Source organism: Pseudomonas duriflava (assembly GCF_007830155.1).
GTDB lineage: Bacteria > Pseudomonadota > Gammaproteobacteria > Pseudomonadales > Pseudomonadaceae > Chryseomonas > Chryseomonas duriflava.
Map to the genome: position 1 here is coordinate 42,614 of NZ_VLKY01000015.1, position 23,158 is coordinate 65,771.

The window sequence follows — 23,158 nt, forward strand, 5'->3', positions numbered from 1 at the left end:
GCGGGAACATCATCGTCATGCGACTGCCTTTATCGTATATCCAGCCCGTTTTCCGAGGTAGTAGCCGATGTCCTTCGCTGAACAACTGTCCCGCCTGCGTGTGTTTCTAGATGCGGACGATCTGCATGAAGAAGCGCTCGACTACATCGCAGCGCATGGTTATCTGACTGCACTGGCCATTTGCCCGGTAAACGTGCCCGAGCGCGAGTGGATCGATGCCCTTTTTGCCGAACCACCGCATTACCAGAATGATGCCCAGCGTGAGGAAATCGAGTCCACGCTTATCCAGCTCAAGATGCATATTCTTCGTGTACTCGGTAGCGATGAAGAACTTGAGCTCCCGTGCGATCTGGATCTAGGTGAGGAGCCCGATGACTCCGACCTGCGCGGCTGGTGCATTGGCTTCATGGAAGGTGTTTTTCTACGCGAATCGATCTGGTTCGAGCAGGCCGAGGAAGAAGTCAGCGAATTACTCCTGCCGATTATGGTGGGCTCTGGCCTCTTCGAAGAGCAGCCAGAGTTTAGCGATATCGCCGCTGACCCTGACTTGGTAGACAGCATGATTTCTCAGATTCCCGAAGTGCTGACCCAACTGTTCCTCCTCTGTCATGCTCCGGAAGAAAAGCCTGCGCTGCTAAAGCCTCGTCACTAAGACCTTCAACACCGCATGCCCGAACAGGACATACGCGTCAGCAGGCGACCCTGGGTTCGCTACAGCTTGCTGGCGCTGGGATGGCTTAGCATTGCACTTGGCGTAATCGGCATCTTTTTACCAATCTTGCCGACTACGCCTTTTCTATTGCTAGCGGCTGCTTGCTTTATGCGTAGTTCGAGGCGGTTTTATAACTGGCTGGTCAATCATCCTCGCCTTGGCCCCTTGATCAAAGATTACCTGGAAGGCGAAGGCATACCGCTTCAAGGAAAAATCTACGCTATTACTAGCATGTGGATCAGTATTGGTATTTCCTGCTGGCTGATTCCGTACTTCTGGGCGCGCCTGCTCATGGTGATTTGCTCCCTATGCGTAAGCATCTACATCCTCAAGCAAAAAACCCGCTCCCAACCATAGCGGCGATTTTAGGCTTTACGATACGTAATCTTCCAAGTTCGCTTTAAGCTAGCGAGCAACTCGACTCACAGAGAAAACCAGCCCTCATAGAGCCGCTTACCATGCACCCATAGCAATTATATTCCTATCAACTATTGCGCTTTGGTTGCTCTACTGCTATCGCATCCCGTCATAAAGCGACCACTACATATAGTGTTATGGTGTAAACAAAATTCCTTTCATCTGCTCTTAAAAAAAGATGCCAAAAACGCGACTGATGGCAAACCTCAGAGCCTGTGCGACTTGCGTCAACATATCCCAAAATTACCCACCTTTTTATCCACAGGCTCCAGTGTCTTATCACCTTGCAAAGTGGCAGATAGCGCATTATCTTGTACCCCGCCTCAATGAATATCCCTATATGTTGGGGTTCATCGAACAACCGGACACAAGAGAACCGTCGTATTGTCAAGTCTTAATGCCGTAAGGCACCGGTTGGTCGAAGCTCTTTTTCAGTGACGATTAACGCAGCTTCGGAATCCTGCCACACTGTATTTCCCTTCCGAAGTCAAGCCTATCTCTAACCACAACATACTGTGGTAGGCCTCCTGCTAATGTCACTCACTATTTGGGCCTGCTCATAAGGCTTCCAGGCTCTTTGCTCTTTACCGTGCCAAGCCACCCGCTGGGCACAACCATGAGCGTTTTGCAAAGCCCATCCGGCTGCCGTTTTGCAAAACGCTTAGATAGGACCAGAAGTACAGGTCCATCAGACTGATAACGTTAGGAGACGAACCCGCATGCAGACTGATCTGTCCCGCGAGAAAGCAACGACCGACGGCTTCCCAGCCGACGACAATAACCTGGACGTCAAGGCCACTGCCCCTGGCCAACTGCGTGTTATCAAACGTAACGGCACTGTCGTTCCATACACCGACGATAAGATCACTGTTGCGATCACCAAGGCCTTCCTGGCCGTCGAAGGCGGTACTGCTGCGGCCTCTTCACGTATCCACAACACCGTAAAGCGCCTGACCGAGCAGGTTACTGCAACGTTCAAGCGCCGTATGCCGTCTGGCGGCACTATTCACATCGAAGAGATTCAAGATCAGGTCGAATTGGCGCTGATGCGCGCGGGAGAGCAAAAGGTTGCCCGTGACTATGTGATCTATCGCGAAGCTCGTAGCCAGGAGCGCAAGCGTGCAACTGCTGAAGTTGCCGAGCCGCATCCAAGCATTCGCGTCACCAAGGCCGACGGTACTCTGTTGCCGCTGGACATGGGGCGTCTGAACACCATCATCTCCGAAGCCTGTGAAGGCTTGGCCGAAGTTAACGGCGAGCTGATCCAGCGCGAAACACTCAAGAACCTGTACGACGGCGTAGCCGAAAAGGACGTTAATACCGCTCTGGTCATGACGGCGCGTACTCTGGTTGAGCGTGAGCCGAACTACTCCTTCGTTACAGCCCGCCTGTTGCTCGACAGCCTGCGTGCTGAAGGCCTGTCCTTCCTGAACGTTGCAGAAAGCGCCACTCACCATGAGATGGCCGACCTATACGCCAAGGCCCTACCCGCTTACGTGGCCAAAGGCATAGAGCTGGAGCTGCTGGACCCGAAACTGGCGACCTTCGACCTGGAAAAGCTGGGCAAGGCGATCAACCACGAGCGTGACGGCCAGTTCACTTATCTAGGCCTGCAGACCCTGTACGACCGCTACTTTCTGCACAGCAACGGCACCCGATTTGAGCTGCCGCAGCTGTTCTTCATGCGCGTCGCCATGGGCCTGTCTCACATGGAAGCAGACAAAGAAGCCCGTGCTATCGAGTTCTACAATCTGCTGTCCAGCTTTGACTACATGGCATCTACCCCGACCCTGTTCAACGCCGGCACCCTGCGTCCACAGCTTTCCAGCTGCTACCTGACCACCGTTCCGGATGACCTGTCAGGCATCTACGGCGCTATTCACGATAACGCCATGCTGTCCAAGTTCGCAGGCGGTCTGGGTAACGACTGGACACCAGTGCGTGCACTGGGCTCCTATATCAAGGGCACCAATGGCAAGTCCCAGGGCGTCGTACCTTTCCTAAAAGTAGTCAACGACACTGCTGTGGCCGTAAACCAGGGTGGCAAGCGTAAGGGCGCCGTCTGTGCCTACCTGGAAACCTGGCACCTGGATATCGAAGAATTCCTTGAGCTGCGCAAGAACACCGGTGACGACCGTCGCCGTACGCATGACATGAATACAGCGAACTGGATTCCGGACCTGTTCATGAAGCGCGTATTCGACGATGGCAACTGGACCCTGTTCTCCCCGTCCGACGTACCGGATCTGCACGACCTGTATGGCAAGGCCTTCGAAGAGCGTTATGAGTACTACGAGGCCCTGATCGAATACGGCAAGATCAAGCTGCACAAGACCATCAAGGCCAAAGATCTATGGCGCAAGATGCTGTCCATGCTGTTCGAAACCGGCCATCCGTGGTTGACCTTCAAGGACCCATGCAACCTGCGTAGCCCGCAGCAGCACGTAGGCGTGGTTCATAGCTCCAACCTGTGCACCGAGATCACCTTGAATACCAACAAGGACGAAATCGCTGTATGTAACCTGGGTTCGATCAACCTGGTGAACCATATTGTTGACGGCAAGCTGAACATCGAGAAGATTGGCCGCACTGTGAAGACCGCTGTGCGCATGCTCGATAACGTTATCGACATCAACTACTACTCGGTACCGCAGGCACGTAACTCTAACCTGAAGCATCGTCCGGTAGGCATGGGCATCATGGGCTTCCAAGATGCGCTGTACCTCCAGCACATTGCCTATGGTTCGGATGCAGCCGTTGAGTTCGCCGACAAGTCCATGGAAGCGATCAGCTACTTCGCTATCCAGGCTTCCTGTGACTTGGCGGACGAGCGTGGCAGCTACGAGACATTCGAAGGCTCGCTGTGGTCCAAAGGCATCCTGCCGATTGACTCTGAAAAGATGCTGATCGAAGAGCGTGGCTCCAAGTACATCGAAGTTGACCTGTCCGAGACACTGGACTGGGCTCCGATCCGCGAGCGCGTAAAGAAAGGTATTCGTAACTCGAACATCATGGCCATCGCGCCAACTGCAACTATTGCCAACATTACCGGCGTATCGCAGTCCATCGAGCCGACGTACCAGAACCTGTACGTGAAGTCGAACCTGTCGGGCGAGTTCACCGTGATCAACCCCTACCTGGTTCGCGACCTCAAAGCCCGCGGCCTGTGGGACCCAGTCATGGTCAACGACCTGAAGTACTACGACGGTTCCGTCCAGCAGATCGAGCGTATCCCGCAAGACCTGAAGGACCTGTACGCGACCGCATTCGAAGTTGAAACCAAGTGGATCGTGGAAGCAGCAAGTCGCCGCCAGAAGTGGATCGATCAGGCGCAGTCCCTGAACCTCTACATCGCTGGCGCCTCGGGCAAGAAGCTGGACGTGACCTACCGCATGGCGTGGTTCCGTGGTCTGAAGACTACCTACTACCTCCGTGCCCTGGCCGCTACCAGTACCGAGAAGTCCACCATTAACACCGGCAAGCTGAATGCCGTGAGCGCAGACCCGATTACCGGCGTACAGGCCAGTGCGGCTCCAGCACCAGCCCAGAAAGCTCAAGCGGCACCTGCGCCGGCTCCGGTACCCAAGGCATGCAGCATCGACGACCCCGACTGCGAAGCCTGCCAGTAATAAGCCATAAGCCCTCTCTTCGGAGAGGGCTCGGGGACGGGTTTACCGCCCTCCCCGAGCGCTATACCCAACACAACAAGTACTGAAAGATCGGCTTCAAAGACCGATTGGCCTGGCGCTGCCTTGAGCATGATTTCAGGGGCTCCTCTTGGCAGATCCGGCGTGATTCGGGCAAAACCACAAACGGCTGGCCCGGCAGGTAACGCCCAATCAAACACTGTGCCCTTTGTGCACTCAAAGAACATATAGATTTACTGATCGGCCAAGTAGCCGGTCCTCATGCAGGAGAACACACCATGCTGAGCTGGGACGAATTCGAGAAAGACGACGAAGTAACCACCACACCTTCCGCTGCGCAGCAAGGCAACGACATGCCTTTAGAAAAGCTGGACAGCGTAGGCGGTGCTGCTGCCCATGAAGCCCGTGCCGTGGAAGCTGGCGACTCCGATGCCGTTGCTCGCGCCAAGGCTGCGTTGAACGAGCTTGATATTCAGGAAGGCCTGGATGATCTGGAAGGCTCCGCTGCCCGCGTACAAGTTGGCGACAAGCAGATGATCAACGCCCGCGCCGACCTGAACCAACTTGTACCCTTCAAGTACGACTGGGCCTGGCAGAAGTACCTGGATGGCTGCGCCAACCACTGGATGCCGCAGGAAGTCAACATGACTGGGGACATCGCCCTGTGGAAGAGCGCTGACGGCCTTTCTGAAGACGAGCGCCGTATCGTTAAGCGTAATCTGGGCTTCTTCTCCACGGCCGACTCCCTGGTTGCCAACAACCTTGTGCTGGCCGTGTACCGCCTGATCACCAACCCCGAGTGCCGCCAGTACATCCTGCGCCAGGCATTCGAAGAGGCGATCCACACCCACGCGTACCAGTACTGCATCGAATCCCTGGGCATGGACGAAGGCGAAATCTTCAACATGTACCACGAGATTCCGTCAGTCGCGAAGAAAGCGTCCTGGGGCCTCAAGTACACCCGCTCCATCTCCGACCCAGAATTCAAGACCGGCACACCCGAGACGGATCGTCAGTTCCTCAAGAACCTGATCGCGTACTACTGCGTACTGGAAGGTATCTTCTTCTACTGCGGTTTCACCCAGATCCTTTCCATGGGCCGTCGTAACAAGATGACCGGTACTGCCGAGCAGTTCCAATACATTCTGCGTGACGAGTCCATGCACCTGAACTTTGGCATCGACATGATCAACCAGATCAAGATCGAGAACCCGCACCTGTGGGATGCCCAAATGAAGGACGAAGCCACCCAGATGATTCTCCAGGGCACTCAGCTCGAAATCGAATACGCGCGCGACACCATGCCCCGCGGCGTACTGGGCATGAACGCGGCCATGATGGAAGATTATCTAAAGTTCATCGCCAACCGCCGCCTGACCCAGATCGGCCTGAAGGAAGAGTATCCAGGTACTACTAACCCCTTCCCGTGGATGAGCGAAATCATGGACTTGAAGAAAGAGAAGAACTTCTTTGAGACGCGGGTAATTGAGTATCAGACTGGTGGGGCTTTGAGCTGGGATTGACAACCTCTTGCTCCAGTAAATTTGGTCTTACACCGCTATGGGTGTTAGAAGCAAACTAATAAAAAGCCCCGCCTATTGCGGGGCTTTTTTATGAAAACTAATCATTAAGCTCTTTTCCGCTGTTTAAAATATTAATTTTTCGTTTAACAGAGGCCATTTAGAAATGGCCGGGACAGCAACATTCGAGCATCTCATTGTATAGGCTATAACGCTCGCCTCCCTACGAATCGATATCTTTCTACAATAAAGCAATGTTTCTCAATGAGCCGACAGCTAATATCCAAGATTTTTAATAGAGAAATTTAAAGGGGATAAGAAAAACCTTTTCCCTGACTAAAGTACCGGACTGTCTTAGTATTTTCATCTAGTGCAGCGCAGTTACGAGAACCGCAAGCCAAAAATATTAACTTTCCAGATTCACCCGTTAACGTAATGAGACGTCTCGAATCTTTTTGTCCTTCACTGAGTATATTTCTAGCCTTTTCTTCTCCGTTTCTTTCAACAGCCGCCAAAAAGGATATAAACACGATCATAGCGATCACAGCAAAAAAAAATTTCCCTGTTATCTTTTTTGACTTTTGCTCTATCGCCACATCCTCTCTTTTTCCAAGTATCTTTCTTTTCCAGAAAACATACCTACGACGAGATTTATACCCTTTACGCAAATGATCTATATAGCTAGGCAAAACTCCATGCGACCAAACGAAGGAAATTAGCGAAACCACAGTAATAAATTTAAAAACAATACCAAATGAATTTAAAAGACCTGTGTATAAAACATTATGGAACCCTATATCCAAGACATCCGGGTCTAGCCTAAATACTGAGTAGTATCCTCGATTGCTGGCTGTGCCCACGCAATAAAAAAATGCCGTAGTCAAAGCAAGAAAAACAGCGCTATCGAATATCTTTTTAAACATAGCCTCTCCAAACAAGATCACTAGACAAAAAGATTAAAAAATACTGAAACGCTGCATGCGAAAAACACTGCATTACTTTAAACGATAAACTAACTAGTTTGTAGTTAGTTTATCTATACGGGACTAGCTTATTTGAGCTACAGTTAACCGGAAAACATCTTTATTTTTTGTATAAAATTTCGCTTATTTGGTTACGCTAAACACCATACTCATCGGCCCACTCCCCTCATGCCGCAGGTACTTCACCTTCCCGTAATAAATAAAAGGTGCCGCCTTGCCAGCCTCTAGCTTGTGCTCCCGTACAAATAGATGAATAGCGATTCCCAGCCGTTCGTGCTCAATTAGCTCCTTGCCTTTCTTGCTTTGAGGCGTGGTCGCGTTCTGGCTTTGCCAATGAAAAGTGTGCTGATTGCCCCAATGATCCAGGTATTTATGCTCCTCGGCTTTGCCCTGCTTATTCAGCGTTACGAGCAGTACGTGAGCCTTCTGTTCGGGCAGTACGACGTGACCAACATTCCAGTTGCCTGGATTAAACGTGACATTGAACAGCGCAGGAATATCCTCGCGCAAAAAACGCTGACCTATCGCCATTTCCAACGGATCTAGCACTGCTTTAAGCCGAGCGAAGGTACGCAGCTGTTCGCGTAGTTCCTCCGTTACCGATATATCAGCATAATCCGGGTTGTTAGCGCGTAATGTATAGCTGCCGTCCTTTTCCTTGAGGATGACACGCAGGAGGTACTGGTTATCTCCGGCCCCATCCTGGCGCTCGATAGCGAGGGTCGAGCCGGTGATACTGCCTGCTGACTTTGAGTCCATGTGTTCCAACAACAAGTAGTCTCCATCTAGGATGGGCCGTTTACCTCCATTCATGGAATTACCGGACGCGCGAGCGATGAAGTGCCGGGTCGGGTCTAGACGGCCGAAGCTCTCGCCAATACGACGATACTCCTCGCTATCAGCATGACCCGTTTTGAAGTGACCGCAGGCAATTTTCAGATTAGGGAAGAATGGCAACTCAGTACCGGCTGGCTCTTCCTTCCGCATTGGGATGACAGGTACCAACGTTTCAGACTGACGAGCCGTGTATTGTGCCAAGCGACAGTCGAGCACTTCCTGCACTAGATCGGTAAAGGTTTCTCGATTATCAGGCACAACGCTGAAACGTGGCTGAAAGCGGCCTTCATCTACTTTAAAGAAAGCATCAGCTTTACTTTTATTACCACCGATCCAGGCATTAATCGGGTTGGCTTGCCAATAGCGCAGCCATGCGAGATCGCTACCGTTAACAAGCCCAGGCAAGTCGCTTAAGAACGTGCGGCGGCGCTGCAGTACCGTCCAGGAACGTTCGGCCAGCTCCGCTTCGGTAGGCGGTAGCTGCCAGCCATCCAGCTCTTGGAAAGCTTCCAACAGGATCATCTTGAAGCTTTTAGTCATCGGCGTGGTTTCCAGCTCACGCAGGAAGACCTTATGCGTCTCGACCATTACAAGTTGCTTGCTGTCTAGGTCGCCTTGGGCTGCTACTAGTGCAAACCAATTGCCGTACTGCTTGCGCATCTGTTGCAGACTGGCACCCGCGCGATAGAACTCAGTAAGCGTTGGTCGGCGATTGAGGCTTTCGCGCAAGGCCAGGTAGTGACCTTGAATACCGTCACCATCCAGCGACTTGAGGAAGTCGATCAGCTGCAAGTCATAGTTTACTAAGCAGCCTTCGGGCAGTTCCAGCTGTTGCGACTGGGCCGCACGAGCATAATCGGCTAACTGCCGATGGGTCATACTCCGCCCCATGAGCGCCTGTGGTTTGTGTAAAAAGCTCTGGTGGTTGCCGATGAAGTCCAGCACCACCAAATGGTCTTTACCTTCGGCCCGACGCAATCCTCGACCTAGTTGCTGGAGAAAGAGAATCTTAGACTCGGTTGGCCTTAGCATCATGACAGTGTCGATAGCAGGCAAGTCGACGCCTTCGTTGAAGAGATCAACTGAAAAGATTGCCGCCAAGCGACCATCGCTTAGTTGCTCTAGGGCCTCTCCTCGGGCGAGCTCTGAGCCAGCGTATATAGCAGCAGCTTGAATGCCCGCCTTGCGAAACTGCTTGGCCATAAACTCAGCATGGCGAATGGAGATGCAGAATGCCAATGTGCGCTTCTGTGCATACTGACGCCACGTGCGTAAAGCGTGACGGGCCCGTCCGAGCGTAGCGAGCCGGCTAGCCAGTTGTTCAGGATCGAAACGCCCATTGCGCCAAGGTATGGACTGATAGTCCACGTCTTCATCGAAGATACCGTAGTAGCGGAACGGCACGAGCAAACGCGCCTGGATACCATGGAATAAATCCGTCTGGAAAACCAAGTTGTCATCGCATAACGAGAGTATGTCTGAACAATCGGTGCGATCTGGAGTGGCGGTGAGGCCGAGCAAAAAGGCCGGTAAGAAATGGTTGAGCAAATGCCGGTAAGTAGGCGCGGCAGCGTGGTGAAATTCATCCACTACGATGTAATCGAAATGGCGCGGCGAGAAGCGCTGCAGGTGCTCGTTACGTCCTAGCGTCTGGATCGATGCGCAAAGCACCTCGACTTCCACATCCCGCTGCCGGCCCATGTAGTAACCCACACGTAAACCGGGACGAATACGTACGAAGGTTTCGGCTGCTTGGTGCAGAATTTCCTCTCGGTGCGCCACAAACAACACACGTTTAGCGCCGAACTGCCTGGCGTCGAACGCAGCAAGCCAGGTTTTGCCTAAACCGGTCGCAAGAACGACTAATCCGCGCTGATAGCCTTCTGCACGGGTTTTATCGAGCGCGGCCAACGCCTCATTTTGTATTGATGTTGGGGTAGGAGGTGGCTTGATCTCCTCTTCGACGCCGATGGGCGCTAGAGTAGGCGGCTTCTTGCGCCGCGCCTCATAAGCATCAATCCAGGCGTGCGTTAGCGGCTTAGAACGTGGATCAGCGAATAACGTTTCGAAGCGGTCACAGGCTTCGAGAAATCCATTATCGCCAGGATAGTCGATGCGATAGTTCCACTCTAGGCCATTACGTAATGCCTTACGGCTGATGTTGCTAGAGCCAATAAAAGCCTGACCGTGCACGTTATTCGGGTCGTCCTGCGTCACGAATAGGTATGCCTTCAAATGGAAGCTGTGCGGTCCTTTGCATTCATAAACGCGCACTTCGGCACCAGCGTCCTGCAGCAGCATCAATCGACGCAGGGCCTCCACATCCGTTACATCGAAGTAATCACTGGTAAGGATACGTACACGCGCAGGCATAAACGCCGCCTCGTGCTCACCTGCGGGTTGAAGCTTGACGTGCAGGTCATCGATCAGCAGATCCAGCCCGCCCGTCATGACGAACGCAACGGCCATATCGATCTTTCTTGCACTATTGATAGCGGCGAGCAAGTGCGGCAGAAAATGATCTTGGCCGCCTGTTACTAGGCGCTGCCTAGGTGCCTCAGCGCGGCAAGCCAACAGGTTTATCCATTGCTCATCACGACCAGGGCGCTGATCGCGGGTATGCCAGATCTTGATGTCAGCAACATCGTCCACAGTAGCCAGCCACTCACGTAGTTGTTCCTCGTCAGCATCTGTAAAGCGTCGTCCACCCTGCTCCCGCTCGCCCCGTCCAAGTTTGAAACTACAGTAGAAGGTTCCGCCCGGTTTCAGTCCCCGCCAGAGACTGGCTAGCACTTTGGGCATCTTTATCTGTGGAACATGCAATAAGCTGGCGCAAGCCCAGATTCCATCGTAAACGTGGACTTCACTAAACTGAGAGAAACGAAGTACCTGTACCGGTTGCCCTAGATAATCGCTGGCAAGGTCCGCTAACGCCGGCGAAGCATCAAAAGCCGAGACTTGGTAACCCAGCTGAAGAAAGGCTTTGGCATCTCGCCCAGAGCCACAGCCAGCATCAAGTATGTAACCACCAGCCGGGATTCTGGCGAGAAATTGCATGTGTAGTTCATGCATATCAACTTCGGCAGTTTCAGCGAAAAACTGTGCAGCATGCTGTTGGTAATAATCGTACGTACTGTTCAATGTCACGTCTCTATGCAAGCGACCCGATCTAGATATCGGCCCTAACAATAGCAGGTAGATTTATAGATCCAGGCACCATACATCCTCGGTATATCATCCTGCATCTCCTGCACCCAACGCCGGAGGCATGCCAGGCGTTTATTGCTCGCCACATTCTCATCGGTATTTCGGCAAGCCGGAAGAATCTAGTGGCCTTCCTAGCCTTGCCCCTCGCCTGTTACCTAACTGGCAGACTGCGTAACCCGCATGGCCTGCTCTGGTACGCTACCGTCACATACCTTCCGACAGTGGCTGCCGTAGCGCAAACGAACACCTCCATGTCGGCTCTGGACATTCTTGCTAGATGGGTCGGCACCAAGATTGGCACCCCCTCTAACCGGAGCGTCATCATGGCCAATCAACCTATCACCGTCCTACGCAACACCCAACCCATGCCCGTGGTCGATGCCTGCAAGTGGGAGCGCATCGAAGGCGATCCACATACTGTCAACCTCAACGCCTATACCTCCGAAGACGGTAGCAAGATCATGGGGACTTGGATTTGCACACCTGGGAAATGGCGCGTTGAATACGTGAAGTGGGAGTATTGCCACTTCCAGGAAGGTTATTGCGTGATCACGCCAGACGGAATGGAGCCGATCCATCTTAAGGCCGGCGATATTTTTGTGGTCGAGCCCGGCATGACTGGCACTTGGGAAGTGATCGAGACGGTGCGTAAGTATTTCGTATTTGCCTGACGATATCGGCCCTTGCCGCTCTGATGTTGGATGCGGCATTGCATGGAGGGGATACCTCTCCATGCGTACGCTTAATGAGCAGAGTGCAACAGGTATCGCTTTGCTCTATTTGTCAGTCGATCCGCTCGATCTTCACCGGGCCTGTGCCATCCTCTACCAGATCGACTCGCTTGGCAGCGGCGCGTGAGAGGTCGATGATGCGCCCACGTACAAAGGGGCCTCGATCGTTGATGCGAACGACAACCTGCTTATTGTTCTCAAGGTTCGTGACGCGCACCTTGGAGCCGAGCGGAAGCGTTTTGTGCGCCGCTACAAGCATGTTGTTATTAAACGTCTCGCCGCTGGCGGTTTCTCTGCCATGAAATTTCTGTGAGTAATACGAAGCCTTACCCTTTTGCTCGAACGTCTTCTTTGCTTTTGTTTCTTTCTTAGCGGTGCTGACAGCGTCTGCGGCCGGGCTTTCAGGCTTCTTGTCCTGGCAGGCAACACAGCCTAATAACAGAAAAGCAAAAAGCAAAAGGCGCTTTGATTGTGCGTACATGCTTATACCCTTCTTTATTATTAGCCCTGGTGAAAAAGCAAAGCAGTGGTAAGTGTTAACGCTTTGAGGTTTTGGACTCCCCTCGTGTTCAGGACGATGGCACCCTAACATCATATTCCGTGATGAATTTCTCATGAAATTTGGGTATATGCCTCAATATTTAAAGCGCACAAGGTTACGCTAAGGGCCTTTAGGGCAGGCCATGAGTTATGCATTAGAGCTGGCTAAACGCATTGCCAGGGCTCAATAGAGCCCCAGCAAAAAGGAATATCAAAGCGGATTGGCTTTGAGTGCCTGAGCAAAACGCAGGGTCATGAAATAGCAGAAAGCCAAGCCAGCAAAGGCCAATATACCGCCTACTACCCCAATGTAAGACAAGCCTATATGGGTGCCGACCACACTGCCTAGCAAGGCCCCGCCCCCAATACCGATGTTGTAGATGCCTGAGAATAAGGCCATGGCCACGTCGGTTGCATCCTTGGCAAGAGCCAGAACCTTAGCCTGCAAGGCAAGCCCAAAGCACATGATGGCGACGCCCCACAGAATGCTCAGCCCTCCCAGGAGATAAACATGCTGCGCGAAAGGCAGCAGTACCAGCAGGCAGAGCGTCAGCCAAGCAATAGCTGTAATCAGGAATCCATTGGGGTACTCGATGCTGTACCGGCTGAACAGGAAGGAGCCTATAACGCCTGCCCCACCGAATAGGAGCAGCAGGACGGTGGTCATGTTGCCGCTCAGGTGAGCGACTTGCTGGGCAAACGGCTCGATGTAGCTATAACCGGTAAAGTGAGCGGTTACTACCACGACCGTCAGCACGTAGATACATATCAGCGCAGGACGCTTGAACAGCACAGGCAGGCTGCTCAAAGAGCCTGAATTGTGACTAGGCAGTAGAGGTAGCGCCTTTGCCAGCCAAATCGCCGTGATTACGGCAAGACCTGCGATAGTCATGAAGGTAGTTCGCCAACCTAGCGTCTCACCTAGTACACGCCCCAGCGGAATGCCCAATACCATGGCAAGACAGGTGCCCGTCGCAAGCAGGCTGAGGGCCTGGGTCTGTTTGCCCTCTGGGGCCACACGAACAGCCAAGGATGCCGTAATGGACCAAAACACGGCATGGGCAAACGCAATACCGATTCGGCTGACCACCAGCACCGTGAAATTCGAGGCCATCCCTGACACGATGTGGCTAGCAATGAACACAATGAAGACAATGATAAGCAACCGACGGCGCTCGATATTACGTGTGACCAGCATCATTGGCAGCGACATCAGGGCCACTACCCAGGCATAGATGGTCAGCATCAACCCCACCTGGGACGGCAGCATGTCAAAGCTTTTGCCAATGTCGCTCAACAGCGCGACCGGTACGAACTCGGTGGTATTAAAAATAAAAGCGCCGAAGGCCAATGCAATAACACTGAGCCAACTCGAAGGTCGAGCATCAACAGGTGTGTTCATGAAGTCAGGTCTATTACTCAAGTGATAGTGTCGATAAGAAAGGCAGCTCTTGAAACAACAGCCAGCATGCAACGACACCTCTGACAAAATAGGCGGATGAGAAATTCATGCTAGCGAAGCTCTTGCACGGCAAACGCCGCCGATGATCTTAACGATCATGGCGTTAGACGACAGTGAAGAGCGTTTTTATAGAAGGGGAACGGCCTGAGCAGTAAAATTTTACGCCTCATGCATGGCTTCGACAACACGCACTCAGTGATAAGACTCCTCGGCTAGTTACCTTTACTCGCTTCTGATGTTGGTCCTACGCATACCGCTCAGGCAAAGCCGCAGGCGCTTCGAAGAAAGAAGCGCCTTATGGAAAATGTCAGCCTAAGGATGGTTTAACGTACCCGTACCGGTAACGGCTGCTCCCGATCATAGGCGCCTCTTCCAGCCTGCTGGACACAACTCTTTGGTGATGCGTTTTCAGGGCCTGAACCACCAGCAGAAACGCAGTAGTTCCCTGATATTCGAAAATACCCTGCAAAGGCCATATGGTTAGAAAAGCCAGGAAAACGGCCAGGGTGAAATCCAGGTTCGAGTTAAGTTTGATAGCCGCCTTGTAATGAATGAACAAGGCGATAGGAATAATGGCAAACGCCAAAAAGCCAAAACGGAAGATGGTACCTATTACACCGACATCCGAAAGAAAAAAGTAATTGCTGAAATACTGCCTGAAACCACCATTCCACATAAGGCTAAGGCTGCCGCTAGGCACCCAGTTGTACTCATCCAGATGATTCATGATGGCAGTAATGGTATTTCCGCGCACATCATCCGTTGGCCCTTCTTCAACGGAATTCATGTAAAAGTCGATGTTGAGCCCCAACGCCTCTAGAAGATGCGGATTTGCCATGAGCGGAAACAGGATCAGGCTACCAAATACGATGGGCTTGATGGATTGGCTCTTCAAGACCAGCAGGGTGAATACGGCACATACCACAATTACCTGCCGCGTCTGCATCACGAACACGATGGTGGCCAGGAAGACGAATGCGAGGAATGCATACAGCAGCTTGGACTTGAGTGCGCCGTTAATAGGCGATCGTCCCTTGCCTGCAAAATACACACAAAAGCAATAGGAAAAGATGATGGCTCCAGCACCGGGAGAGGCTCGTCCCGGACGGCTGAGATCAAGCACCTCATCGCGCAGATCCGGCAGCATTTTGAAGTAGAACATCCAGGACAGGATGACGGATAGCAGCCCTACCGCCAGAACGATGCTTTCAAATTGCGCAGCGGATACCCGCTTACTGAAATACAACAGCAGCACAAAGGAGAAACAGTACAAGACTCGCCGCTCTTCAATAAGGCCAAAAAAGAGTGGCTGGCGGTAGAACAACTCAGCAAAAAGCGCTGGAAGCAGAACAAAGGTAAACGCCGAGAAAAAACAAAAAGCCAGGCCAATATTGTAATCATTCCTGCGAAAGCCGGGCGTGCTGAGCATGAATAACGTTGTAAACCCCAGGCATATCGCCAGATACAGCTCACCGGTATATCTGATCCCGATTGGATTGGTGTTGCTTTGCTCGAATACGCCAAATTGAAAAATACAAATTGCTACTAACAATGCATAAGAGACTGTGTTTTTTCTTACATGAGTCATTAAATCTCCACCTTCTTCCTGCAACTGTCTATCTGTTCAAGATGCTACGCTCGCCAGTGTTGGAATAAGGCCGAAACACGTGCCTAGCTGGCCGCTACGAGTGCCGTAATAGGCAAAAATGGGCCGCTTGAGACTTCAGTAACCAAGCGAAGTTGAAAATCGATTTCCCAGGATTATTAACAGCATCGTCATTGAGCATTGAGGTGTGGTACTAAAGCCGCATCGCGGGGCGAGCCCTACTGGAAACACGTCGTCGCTCGGCTCGAGAATTACGCTTCAAGCGGCACCTCTATGCTGAACAACCGTTCACGCTACAGTATTTCCGTTTGGCTTATTCGTACGGTGATGTCGTCCCAACACTTATGTTTAGCGCAAGTTGACGATACACACCGTGTTTTTCTGAGACATGGATTCCACATTGAGGGATTGATAGACCCTTTTGATCCTTCTGGCCTCGCGACGACATTTCATCAGAGTCGCCTATGCTTGAAAGGTCTTGATTGGCTCTAACGATAGGAAACCCAAAATGCCTTCTCGCCTCGAAAAACAGGGTCGGTGCCTCTGCGGCGCCGTTGAGTTGACGATTAGCCTTCAAGAACGTTGCGTCAGTGCCTGTCATTGCCGCATGTGCCGCACCTGGGGTGGCGGGCCGCTGCTAGTCGTGCATAGCGATATGCCGCCTCGCTTTAACCTCGGTAAAGGTGTATGGCACATCCGATTGGGCCGAGCGCGGATTTTGCACGGTTTGTGGAAGCCATCTGTTTTATCGCCTTAAAGATGGCAGCTTTTATGCCGTGCCGGTCGGGCTGCTGCAGGACGATGATTGGACGTTCGACCTGCAAGTATTCATCGAGGAAAAACCTGCCTTTTACTGCTTCTCCAACCAGACAAAAACAATGACAGGCGAAGAAGTATTCGCCCAGGCATCGCCCGATTAAGGACCGCCTTAAACCCAGATAAAGCGGGAGATATGCACTTGACCGGATTGCAATAACACGTTTTCAATCAGATTGATGAAATAACCTGTTTAGTCGTCTTTACTTGAGCTGAATTACCCTTTACGTCCTGTTGAATGACTTAATAACAACACGAGGGAGAATATGAAAACAGTAGCGGATATTTTGCGTTCCAAGCGGACCCAGGACGTTTATACCATCACGCCAGATGTCACTGTGCTTGATGCCTTGCGTGTAATGGCAGACAAGAATGTTGGTGCCCTTTTGATTACAGAAGAGGGTCAACTGGCTGGCATCGTGAGCGAGCGGGATTATGCGCGTAAAGGTGTATTGCAAGGGCGCTCTTCTATTGGCACACAGGTGCGCGAGATTATGACAACAGAGGTCATTACCGTAACGCCAGCACAAAGCGTACTGGAATGCATGACGCTGATGACTGACCGGCACTTGCGCCATTTGCCCGTGATCGAGAATGGAAACCTGGTCGGGTTGTTGTCCATTGGGGACATCGTAAAAGACACGCTGGCTGAGAAAGACGGGCTGATTCAGCAACTGGAGCAGTACATTCGCGGCGAATGATGCCCGGTCTGGAATTTTGGCGCGGTCTAGATAGTCCTGTATAGACGACACCTGTTACAGCTCGGCTTTTCCTTGTCCGCGGGAGGTTCGCTATGCATGAGAACGAAACGTCTGCTCCGATGAATCCGGGTGACGATGCACCGCCTGGCACACCCAGTACCGGCGAAAATATCTGCCCGGACTGTCATGGCAGCGGTACGCGTGCGGGCCAAGCCTGTGACACCTGTGGTGGAACAGGAAAAGTCATTGAAGGAATTGGCGGCGCTTAAGCGTCTCCTTTCTTTTTCCGCTACTTGCGAGGCGGCACGGTAGTCTTGCGCCGCCTCGTACCTCTTGAGGCCTTCCATCATGCTTGCCCATACACGGGCAGCTTTAGTGCCCCATAATCATTATGCTGAAAAATCCATAGCTATTGCCGCTTGGTAACGAGACGACCTGTCTAAGACTCTCTACTGCGCGACCATGCATGATTTCGCTCCGCCCAATGCCCTTGTATGGACTAGAATTTGTCCTCTCTCTTTTTCGATCACGAGATTACGCATGGGCGCACAGTGGAAAGCCAAACATAAAGAAGCGGCGGCAAATGCCAAGGGCAAGGCATTCGGCAAACTGTCCAAGGAAATCATGATTGCTGCGCGTTCAGGCCCGGACCCGGACATGAACCCGCGCCTGCGCCTGGTAGTTGAGCAGGCGAAAAAGGCATCCATGCCCCGCGAAACCCTTGAGCGCGCCATCAAGAAAGGGGCCGGTCTCCTGGGTGAAGCGGTGAACTACGAGCGCACCACCTATGAAGGCTTCACGCCGCATCGCGTGCCCGTAATCGTGGAATGCCTGACCGATAATGTGAACCGCACCGTGGCGGAAATTCGAGTGCTGTTCCGCAAAGGCCAATTGGGTGCGTCCGGTTCGGTCAGTTGGGACTTTGATTATGTGGGCATGGTTGAGGCGACGCCTACGTCTGCCGAGGCGGACCCGGAGCTTGCAGCTATTGAGGCCGGTGCTCAGGATTTCGAACCTGCCGAAGACGGCGCTACACTCTTTCTGAGCGACGCTACAGACATGGACGCCGTCTGCAAAGCGCTACCGGATCAGGGCTTTACAGTGCAATCCGCCAACCTGGGCTACCGGCCCAAGAACCCAGTTACCTTGACCGAGGCCGAAATGGAAGAAGTCGAAGCCTTCCTGGAAGCTCTCGATGCGCATGATGATGTGCAGAACGTCTATGTCGGACTGGCTGGCTAAACAACCAGAACCTTTTTGCCGGAGAACTCCTAATGGGCACGGAAAAATCAAAAATCCCCTACAGCCAGCGCGAGCAAGGTTACCGGGAAAAAGCCTTGAAGCTATTTCCTTGGGTGTGCGGCCGTTGTGCGCGGGAGTTTTCCGGCAAACGGTTGAGCGAGCTGACGGTTCACCATAAAGACCACAACCACGACAACAATCCGGAAGACGGTTCCAACTGGGAGCTGCTCTGTCTGTATTGCCACGATAACGAGCACTCACGCTATACCGATAATCAGTATTTTGCTGAGGCTACACCGGGTAGCGACAAAGGTCCGCAGACAACCTTCAAAGGGCTTGCTGGCCTGGGCGACTTGCTCAAAAACCGCACTGAATAATCGGTTACTCTGACGCTGGATCAGGCCTGCTCTAGCGTCAGCAATGACTCAGACAGTTGTTATGTCTATTCTTTATTTCCCGAGCTTTATCACTTTCTGCAAGTAATCCGCCGTTATGGCACCAATAGTGCCATACTGAGAAAACTTCCTATGCCATCACGCTTGTTGGCTTGCAAAGCCGCTTGGATTTGGCTTGGAGGAAGATTGCTTGTTGTCATCGGAGCGACTGCACTGCCAGATAAGATCAGCAGGTGGCGCTCACTTTCACGAGACACTGATTCTTTCGCCCACTCAGCGCGAAACGTATCTCGCCCTACTGGCATGGATGCCTTCAATCAGACACACCACAGGTGAAGATCATGAGTAAAGGAATGGACGCAAAAAAGAACGCCAAGAAAAAACCTCTTAAATCGGCTCAGGAAAAACGAGCCGCCAAGCGCGATAAAAAGGATACCTCAGTCAGCCTGGGCATCCATGCCGCGACACACTGAGTTACCGTGACACGACTATCAGCACCCTGCCCGCTTATGCGGGCGGGATGCCTTTCGGAAAGCGTGACCACCTTTATAACCCCATCAGCGGATCGCTGATGCTATGACGCCCTGTCTCTATACGTCCTGCCAGCCGACGTTGCCAGTTCTCTGCCCGTACAATGATTTCATACCACCCGCCACTCGCATGGGTTGTAACTACATGCTGATGACGACCGCCTGCTCCGAGCCGGAAGGCCCAAGGGCCCTGACGGGTATAGGGACATCGGTCTAGGTGGACCGTCGTAGCCTGCAATGCCTGATTTTCAAGCACTAACGTCAGCTTGCCGCTTCTGCCCTTGTTAGTTAAAGCCAGACGCACTTCCGGCTGGGTTTGTTGCAGTGAGCCTTGAAAAGATCGGTGAAAGCCGTTCGGTCCCAAGACCCAAAGATCGTAAAAGCCTTCATCTGCCTGCGCCGGTACCCATACGTCATCTAACGACTGCCCTGCCGATACGGTGTAACGCCGCGGAATGGCATCGAGATGAAGCCTGTCGTAAACATGAAACACTGCGCCTTGTTGGCCTGTATTCGAAAACGTCAGCGTCACGCGTGCGTGGTCGGGCTGGGCAGTAGCTGTCACCTCACACTGATAAGGCAACGCACGTGAGGGACGTGCCATGCGGCCCTGCACCGGAACCTTCTGCTGCTCTAAGACAGGCAACAGAACCTGCGGCAGCTGCTCCTGCTGCTGACGCAGCCGGTCGGCCTCCTCACGGGTTGTGGTATGCAGACTAGGCAGCATCTCGTTATTGGGATCGATGAAATTAAAGGCTGACGTCAGATCGCCACAAACGGCTCGCCGCCACGCGGTGATATTCGGCTCGGAAATCTGGAAGCGCTTTTCCAAAAATTGAATCACAGAGGTATGGTCGAATACCTGGGAGTTGACCCATCCCCCTCGGCTCCAGGGCGAAATCACCAGCATCGGCACACGCGGTCCGGGGCCATAGGTACGGCCGTCTGGCAGAGGCTGTTCCTGGCTACCGCTCGGTGCCGGATGTATGAACAGCTCATCCTCGAACGGCACGGTGGACTTGCCAGCAAAACTGCCATCTTCACGCTGCGAGGGTGCTGACGGCGATGGCATGTGATCAAAGAAGCCATCATTCTCATCGTAATTTACGAACAAGACGGTCTTGCTCCAGACCTCTGGATTGTCTGTGAGCGCATTCAGGATTTCCTGGGTGAACCATCCACCCTGTACTGGGCTCGATGGCCCGGGATGCTCCGAGTAGGTAGCCGGCGCTACGATCCAACTAACCTGAGGCAGCTTGCCTTGGGCAACGTCCTGGCGAAACCCTGCCAGCATCGTGGCGAGGTCACTGTTATCCGCCGCGGGTAAGGTATTGCCGTTGCCCTTGTATAAGGGTGCAATGGCATCCAATGCTTCACGGTAAACAACAAAGTCTCGGAAGTCTTCCGTGGGCTGGGCAGGGTTACCTACTTTGATGCTGGCAGCGCGGTACTGCTTAAAGCCTGCCAGAGAATTATCGCCAAAGTTATCTGGAAGGTATTGATAAACCTTCCAGCGAATACCTTGCGCTTCCAAGCGCTCTGGATAAGTTGTCCAGTCATACCCTGTTTCTGCCGGGCCGGGGCCGTCCCACTCGTTCACAACAGCCGCGACGCGCGCTGCGCCAGGGCCATTAGTACCTGTCCAGAGAAATAACCGATTCGGGTTAGTACCTGCATGGATGGAGCAATGGTAGGCGTCACATACCGTGAAGGTATTAGCCAGAGCGAACTGGAATGGCACTTCCTTCTCTCGGTAATACCCCATCGAGGTGGTCGTCTTGAAGGTTGGCCAGGCCGTCATACGCCCACTGTCCCAGGCGGATTGCTCATCCAGCCAGGAATGAGGCGTACCGTTCACCCGTTGGGCATTGCCTGTTTGACTGTTCAGGTAATACGGCAAGACGAGACGCTCAGCGCCCTGCTGCTCCCAGACCGAACGCCCTTCAGGCAACGGAATGGTGAAGCGGTCACTGAATCCGCGTACGCCCGGCAACGTACCGAAATAATGATCGAAGGAACGGTTTTCCTGCATGAGGATGACTACATGTTCAACATCCTGAATGCTGCGCGTACGGTTATAGGCCGGAATGGCAAGGGCTTTCTGAATCGAGGCGGGTAATAGCGAGAGGGTTGAACCAATGGCAGCGGCCTGAAGCAGGGTTCTACGCGTCAGTGAGGGCATGGAGGTCATTCGCTCTGTCAGGAAGAGATGAAGGAATGTGTACCTCTGCCAATTCTTGCGGGGTTATGTCTCAGTACGATGACGTCTCGTTGACCTTACCGTGATATCTACGATGACCTGTTATGCCGATGTGGAGGCCGGCTACGGCCTCCACGGTTGGCGTGAGTGACTAATCCATCAGGCGGCTCTGGTTTCCTGGAAAAGTGCTCTTCCTTGATCCAGACATTGATCGACCAGCCATTTGCCGTGAGCAATGGATGCCCGCTGCGCCTGATCCAGTTCGGCCATGAAGGCATGGCTGACCGGTAATGGCAAGCGACGGGTAGTCTGGCCGTTCGGGTCGGTTATGCGGCATCCGCCAGCCCATGGCATAGGGCTGCCAGGGTGCTCCATGACTTCAGCCGTGATGGTGTGATCGCGATACGTGCAGTGCAAAGTGCTCATGATCTGATCCTCACTGTAAGTAGCCTCGTCAGGTTCGCATGACCTTGTGCGCTTCGCACAAGCCCTGATCGTCGGCCCAAGACAGAAGGCGGCACCAGGACTCGCTACCGCCTCGTCCACACAGATCCGTGTAGCTGACCTGTGCTTAATCACTATCTAACGACGGACCGACCAAACCTGCAAGCTGTTCGTAAACACCGGGTGCAGCAACCAGCAAGGGGTTGCCTTCCAGCAGGCCTTCCCCCCGGAAAAAATCGTTATGACGACCGCCAGCTTCCTTCACCATTACAAGGCCTGCCAGGCAGTCCCAACTATTAATCAGGCTCTCGTAATAACCAATGAGCCGGCCTGCTGCCACATAAGCTGTCATTAGGGCGCCCGAGCCATTGCGCATGAACATGCCCCCTTCGTTCAGGAGCCCGGTCAGGAAGGGAATAAAGTTTTCCTTACCGCGCCGGTGTGTAGTCCCTACGCCGGTTACGCCCTCACGAACATGCTGAGCGGGGTGTGCCTTGAGAGGCGTTTCGTTGACAAAAGCGCCACGGCCCAGGCAGGCATGGAAGAGTTCATTATGGTTGGGATCTGCAATGGCCCCCAGATAGGGTTCACCCTCTATCATCAGGCCAATTGAGACGCACCAGTTGTGCAAGCCATTGACGAAACAGGCCGTACCGTCGATGGGGTCGATTACCCAGATACACCGCGCACCCAGGTCGGCCGTGCCGCCCTCCTCGCCAATAAAACCGTCCTCGGGAAAGCGCTCCGTCAGTTGGGCACGAATATAGTCTTCAAGGTTCTTGTCGGCGATGCTGACCACGTCCTGGCGATTACCGCCCTTATGCATAACCTCAAGGTCTTCCCGGCGAATGTAATACTCCATGCCCAGGCGGGCCGCCTCCTGAGCAATGCTCTTGGCCGCTGAATAACGTGCGTCAATGTCAAGGCCAGCAGGCGTAACGCCGGTTGAAGTGGTGGTCATGGCAAGTCCTTCTCGTGACAGACAATAAACAATCCGCATCATGCACACGCCGAGCGGGCAGATAAAGCGCTTATTCCCACTAGGGGGAAACCGCAGAATATCTCGCCTCCATTACGGTCAATCATTAGCTGTTTTAAATCGCCGCGCCGCCAATGCCTTACGTCTTCAAGTAGCGAACGGCAAATTAATTTTGAGAGGAACGATCAA

At 53.0% G+C, this 23,158-nt stretch carries 18 protein-coding genes and 1 pseudogene; 11 read left to right on the plus strand and 8 right to left on the minus strand.

Features of this window, described 5'->3' with window-relative positions; translation table 11 throughout:
• Window positions 1-67: 67 nt before the first annotated feature.
• The 4 genes from IQ22_RS18810 to IQ22_RS18825 all read left to right on the plus strand — a co-directional run bounded on the left by IQ22_RS18810 (window position 68) and on the right by IQ22_RS18825 (window position 6,299).
• A complete protein-coding gene (locus tag IQ22_RS18810) occupies window positions 68-652 on the plus strand; it encodes a UPF0149 family protein (RefSeq protein ID WP_145144843.1) in 585 nt (194 codons plus the stop codon).
• 15 nt (window positions 653-667) lie between these two features.
• On the plus strand, window positions 668-1,069 hold the full coding sequence (locus tag IQ22_RS18815; RefSeq protein ID WP_145144845.1) for a YbaN family protein: 402 nt from the start codon (window positions 668-670) through the stop codon (window positions 1,067-1,069).
• Window positions 1,070-1,848: 779 nt separating this feature from the next.
• Window positions 1,849-4,758: a ribonucleoside-diphosphate reductase subunit alpha gene (locus tag IQ22_RS18820; protein ID WP_145144847.1), complete on the plus strand. Its 2,910-nt coding sequence runs from the start codon at window positions 1,849-1,851 to the stop codon at window positions 4,756-4,758.
• Between the two features lie 296 nt (window positions 4,759-5,054).
• The gene (locus tag IQ22_RS18825; RefSeq protein WP_145144849.1) at window positions 5,055-6,299 is read left to right on the plus strand and encodes a ribonucleotide-diphosphate reductase subunit beta; all 1,245 of its coding nucleotides are present in this window, start codon (window positions 5,055-5,057) and stop codon (window positions 6,297-6,299) included.
• Between the two features lie 302 nt (window positions 6,300-6,601).
• Here IQ22_RS18825 and IQ22_RS18830 read toward each other — a convergent pair whose 3' ends face one another.
• Window positions 6,602-7,219 carry a hypothetical protein gene (locus tag IQ22_RS18830; protein WP_145144851.1) on the minus strand — a complete coding sequence of 206 codons (618 nt, stop codon included), beginning with the start codon at window positions 7,217-7,219 and terminating at the stop codon, window positions 6,602-6,604.
• A gap of 183 nt (window positions 7,220-7,402) precedes the next feature.
• Window positions 7,403-11,263 (minus strand): DUF3427 domain-containing protein, encoded by a 3,861-nt coding sequence (locus IQ22_RS18835; RefSeq protein ID WP_208733670.1) that lies wholly within the window; start codon window positions 11,261-11,263, stop codon window positions 7,403-7,405.
• A 383-nt stretch (window positions 11,264-11,646) separates the two neighbouring features.
• Between IQ22_RS18835 and IQ22_RS18840 the strand changes: the two genes are divergently transcribed.
• Window positions 11,647-11,994 (plus strand): cupin domain-containing protein, encoded by a 348-nt coding sequence (locus tag IQ22_RS18840; RefSeq protein WP_145144854.1) that lies wholly within the window; start codon window positions 11,647-11,649, stop codon window positions 11,992-11,994.
• Between the two features lie 112 nt (window positions 11,995-12,106).
• On the opposite strand, the gene IQ22_RS18845 is transcribed toward IQ22_RS18840, so the two are convergent.
• The 3 genes from IQ22_RS18845 to IQ22_RS18855 form a co-directional block, all read right to left on the minus strand.
• Complete coding sequence (locus tag IQ22_RS18845; protein WP_145144856.1) at window positions 12,107-12,535, minus strand: septal ring lytic transglycosylase RlpA family protein; 429 nt, start codon at window positions 12,533-12,535, stop codon at window positions 12,107-12,109.
• A 270-nt stretch (window positions 12,536-12,805) separates the two neighbouring features.
• Window positions 12,806-13,996: a sugar transporter gene (locus IQ22_RS18850; protein WP_145144858.1), complete on the minus strand. Its 1,191-nt coding sequence runs from the start codon at window positions 13,994-13,996 to the stop codon at window positions 12,806-12,808.
• A gap of 367 nt (window positions 13,997-14,363) precedes the next feature.
• Window positions 14,364-15,644 carry a hypothetical protein gene (locus IQ22_RS18855; RefSeq protein WP_145144861.1) on the minus strand — a complete coding sequence of 427 codons (1,281 nt, stop codon included), beginning with the start codon at window positions 15,642-15,644 and terminating at the stop codon, window positions 14,364-14,366.
• Between the two features lie 526 nt (window positions 15,645-16,170).
• Between IQ22_RS18855 and IQ22_RS18860 the strand changes: the two are divergent.
• From IQ22_RS18860 to IQ22_RS23865, 6 genes and pseudogenes are all read left to right on the plus strand, one after another.
• Window positions 16,171-16,582 (plus strand): annotated as a pseudogene (locus IQ22_RS18860) (GFA family protein).
• 162 nt (window positions 16,583-16,744) lie between these two features.
• Window positions 16,745-17,179: a CBS domain-containing protein gene (locus IQ22_RS18865; protein WP_145144863.1), complete on the plus strand. Its 435-nt coding sequence runs from the start codon at window positions 16,745-16,747 to the stop codon at window positions 17,177-17,179.
• 92 nt (window positions 17,180-17,271) lie between these two features.
• Window positions 17,272-17,448, plus strand: coding sequence for a hypothetical protein (locus IQ22_RS23365; RefSeq protein ID WP_167654187.1), 177 nt, complete (start codon window positions 17,272-17,274; stop codon window positions 17,446-17,448).
• A 271-nt stretch (window positions 17,449-17,719) separates the two neighbouring features.
• Window positions 17,720-18,421 carry a YebC/PmpR family DNA-binding transcriptional regulator gene (locus tag IQ22_RS18870; RefSeq protein ID WP_145144865.1) on the plus strand — a complete coding sequence of 234 codons (702 nt, stop codon included), beginning with the start codon at window positions 17,720-17,722 and terminating at the stop codon, window positions 18,419-18,421.
• 32 nt (window positions 18,422-18,453) lie between these two features.
• Window positions 18,454-18,798, plus strand: a complete 345-nt coding sequence (locus tag IQ22_RS18875) for a YajD family HNH nuclease (RefSeq protein ID WP_145144867.1) — start codon at window positions 18,454-18,456, stop codon at window positions 18,796-18,798.
• 359 nt (window positions 18,799-19,157) lie between these two features.
• The gene (locus IQ22_RS23865) at window positions 19,158-19,289 is read left to right on the plus strand and encodes a hypothetical protein (RefSeq protein WP_280177101.1); all 132 of its coding nucleotides are present in this window, start codon (window positions 19,158-19,160) and stop codon (window positions 19,287-19,289) included.
• 73 nt (window positions 19,290-19,362) lie between these two features.
• On the opposite strand, the gene IQ22_RS18880 is transcribed toward IQ22_RS23865, so the two are convergent.
• The 3 genes from IQ22_RS18880 to IQ22_RS18890 all read right to left on the minus strand — a co-directional run bounded on the left by IQ22_RS18880 (window position 19,363) and on the right by IQ22_RS18890 (window position 22,951).
• On the minus strand, window positions 19,363-21,528 hold the full coding sequence (locus tag IQ22_RS18880; RefSeq protein ID WP_145144869.1) for a phosphocholine-specific phospholipase C: 2,166 nt from the start codon (window positions 21,526-21,528) through the stop codon (window positions 19,363-19,365).
• Window positions 21,529-21,705: 177 nt separating this feature from the next.
• Complete coding sequence (locus IQ22_RS18885; protein ID WP_145144871.1) at window positions 21,706-21,972, minus strand: hypothetical protein; 267 nt, start codon at window positions 21,970-21,972, stop codon at window positions 21,706-21,708.
• Window positions 21,973-22,117: 145 nt separating this feature from the next.
• On the minus strand, window positions 22,118-22,951 hold the full coding sequence (locus IQ22_RS18890; RefSeq protein WP_145144873.1) for an inositol monophosphatase family protein: 834 nt from the start codon (window positions 22,949-22,951) through the stop codon (window positions 22,118-22,120).
• Window positions 22,952-23,158: the final 207 nt, after the last annotated feature.

What these genes read in the sequence shown, in the direction of transcription:
- IQ22_RS18810 (WP_145144843.1), top strand. Translation starts at nt 68, where the DNA reads ATGTCCTTCGCTGAACAACTGTCCCGCCTGCGTGTGTTTCTAGATGCG.
- IQ22_RS18815 (WP_145144845.1), top strand. Translation starts at nt 668, where the DNA reads ATGCCCGAACAGGACATACGCGTCAGCAGGCGACCCTGGGTTCGCTAC.
- IQ22_RS18820 (WP_145144847.1), top strand. Translation starts at nt 1,849, where the DNA reads ATGCAGACTGATCTGTCCCGCGAGAAAGCAACGACCGACGGCTTCCCA.
- IQ22_RS18825 (WP_145144849.1), top strand. Translation starts at nt 5,055, where the DNA reads ATGCTGAGCTGGGACGAATTCGAGAAAGACGACGAAGTAACCACCACA.
- IQ22_RS18830 (WP_145144851.1), bottom strand. Translation starts at nt 7,219, where the DNA reads ATGTTTAAAAAGATATTCGATAGCGCTGTTTTTCTTGCTTTGACTACG.
- IQ22_RS18840 (WP_145144854.1), top strand. Translation starts at nt 11,647, where the DNA reads ATGGCCAATCAACCTATCACCGTCCTACGCAACACCCAACCCATGCCC.
- IQ22_RS18845 (WP_145144856.1), bottom strand. Translation starts at nt 12,535, where the DNA reads ATGTACGCACAATCAAAGCGCCTTTTGCTTTTTGCTTTTCTGTTATTA.
- IQ22_RS18850 (WP_145144858.1), bottom strand. Translation starts at nt 13,996, where the DNA reads ATGAACACACCTGTTGATGCTCGACCTTCGAGTTGGCTCAGTGTTATT.
- IQ22_RS18855 (WP_145144861.1), bottom strand. Translation starts at nt 15,644, where the DNA reads ATGACTCATGTAAGAAAAAACACAGTCTCTTATGCATTGTTAGTAGCA.
- IQ22_RS18865 (WP_145144863.1), top strand. Translation starts at nt 16,745, where the DNA reads ATGAAAACAGTAGCGGATATTTTGCGTTCCAAGCGGACCCAGGACGTT.
- IQ22_RS23365 (WP_167654187.1), top strand. Translation starts at nt 17,272, where the DNA reads ATGCATGAGAACGAAACGTCTGCTCCGATGAATCCGGGTGACGATGCA.
- IQ22_RS18870 (WP_145144865.1), top strand. Translation starts at nt 17,720, where the DNA reads ATGGGCGCACAGTGGAAAGCCAAACATAAAGAAGCGGCGGCAAATGCC.
- IQ22_RS18875 (WP_145144867.1), top strand. Translation starts at nt 18,454, where the DNA reads ATGGGCACGGAAAAATCAAAAATCCCCTACAGCCAGCGCGAGCAAGGT.
- IQ22_RS23865 (WP_280177101.1), top strand. Translation starts at nt 19,158, where the DNA reads ATGAGTAAAGGAATGGACGCAAAAAAGAACGCCAAGAAAAAACCTCTT.
- IQ22_RS18880 (WP_145144869.1), bottom strand. Translation starts at nt 21,528, where the DNA reads ATGCCCTCACTGACGCGTAGAACCCTGCTTCAGGCCGCTGCCATTGGT.
- IQ22_RS18885 (WP_145144871.1), bottom strand. Translation starts at nt 21,972, where the DNA reads ATGAGCACTTTGCACTGCACGTATCGCGATCACACCATCACGGCTGAA.
- IQ22_RS18890 (WP_145144873.1), bottom strand. Translation starts at nt 22,951, where the DNA reads ATGACCACCACTTCAACCGGCGTTACGCCTGCTGGCCTTGACATTGAC.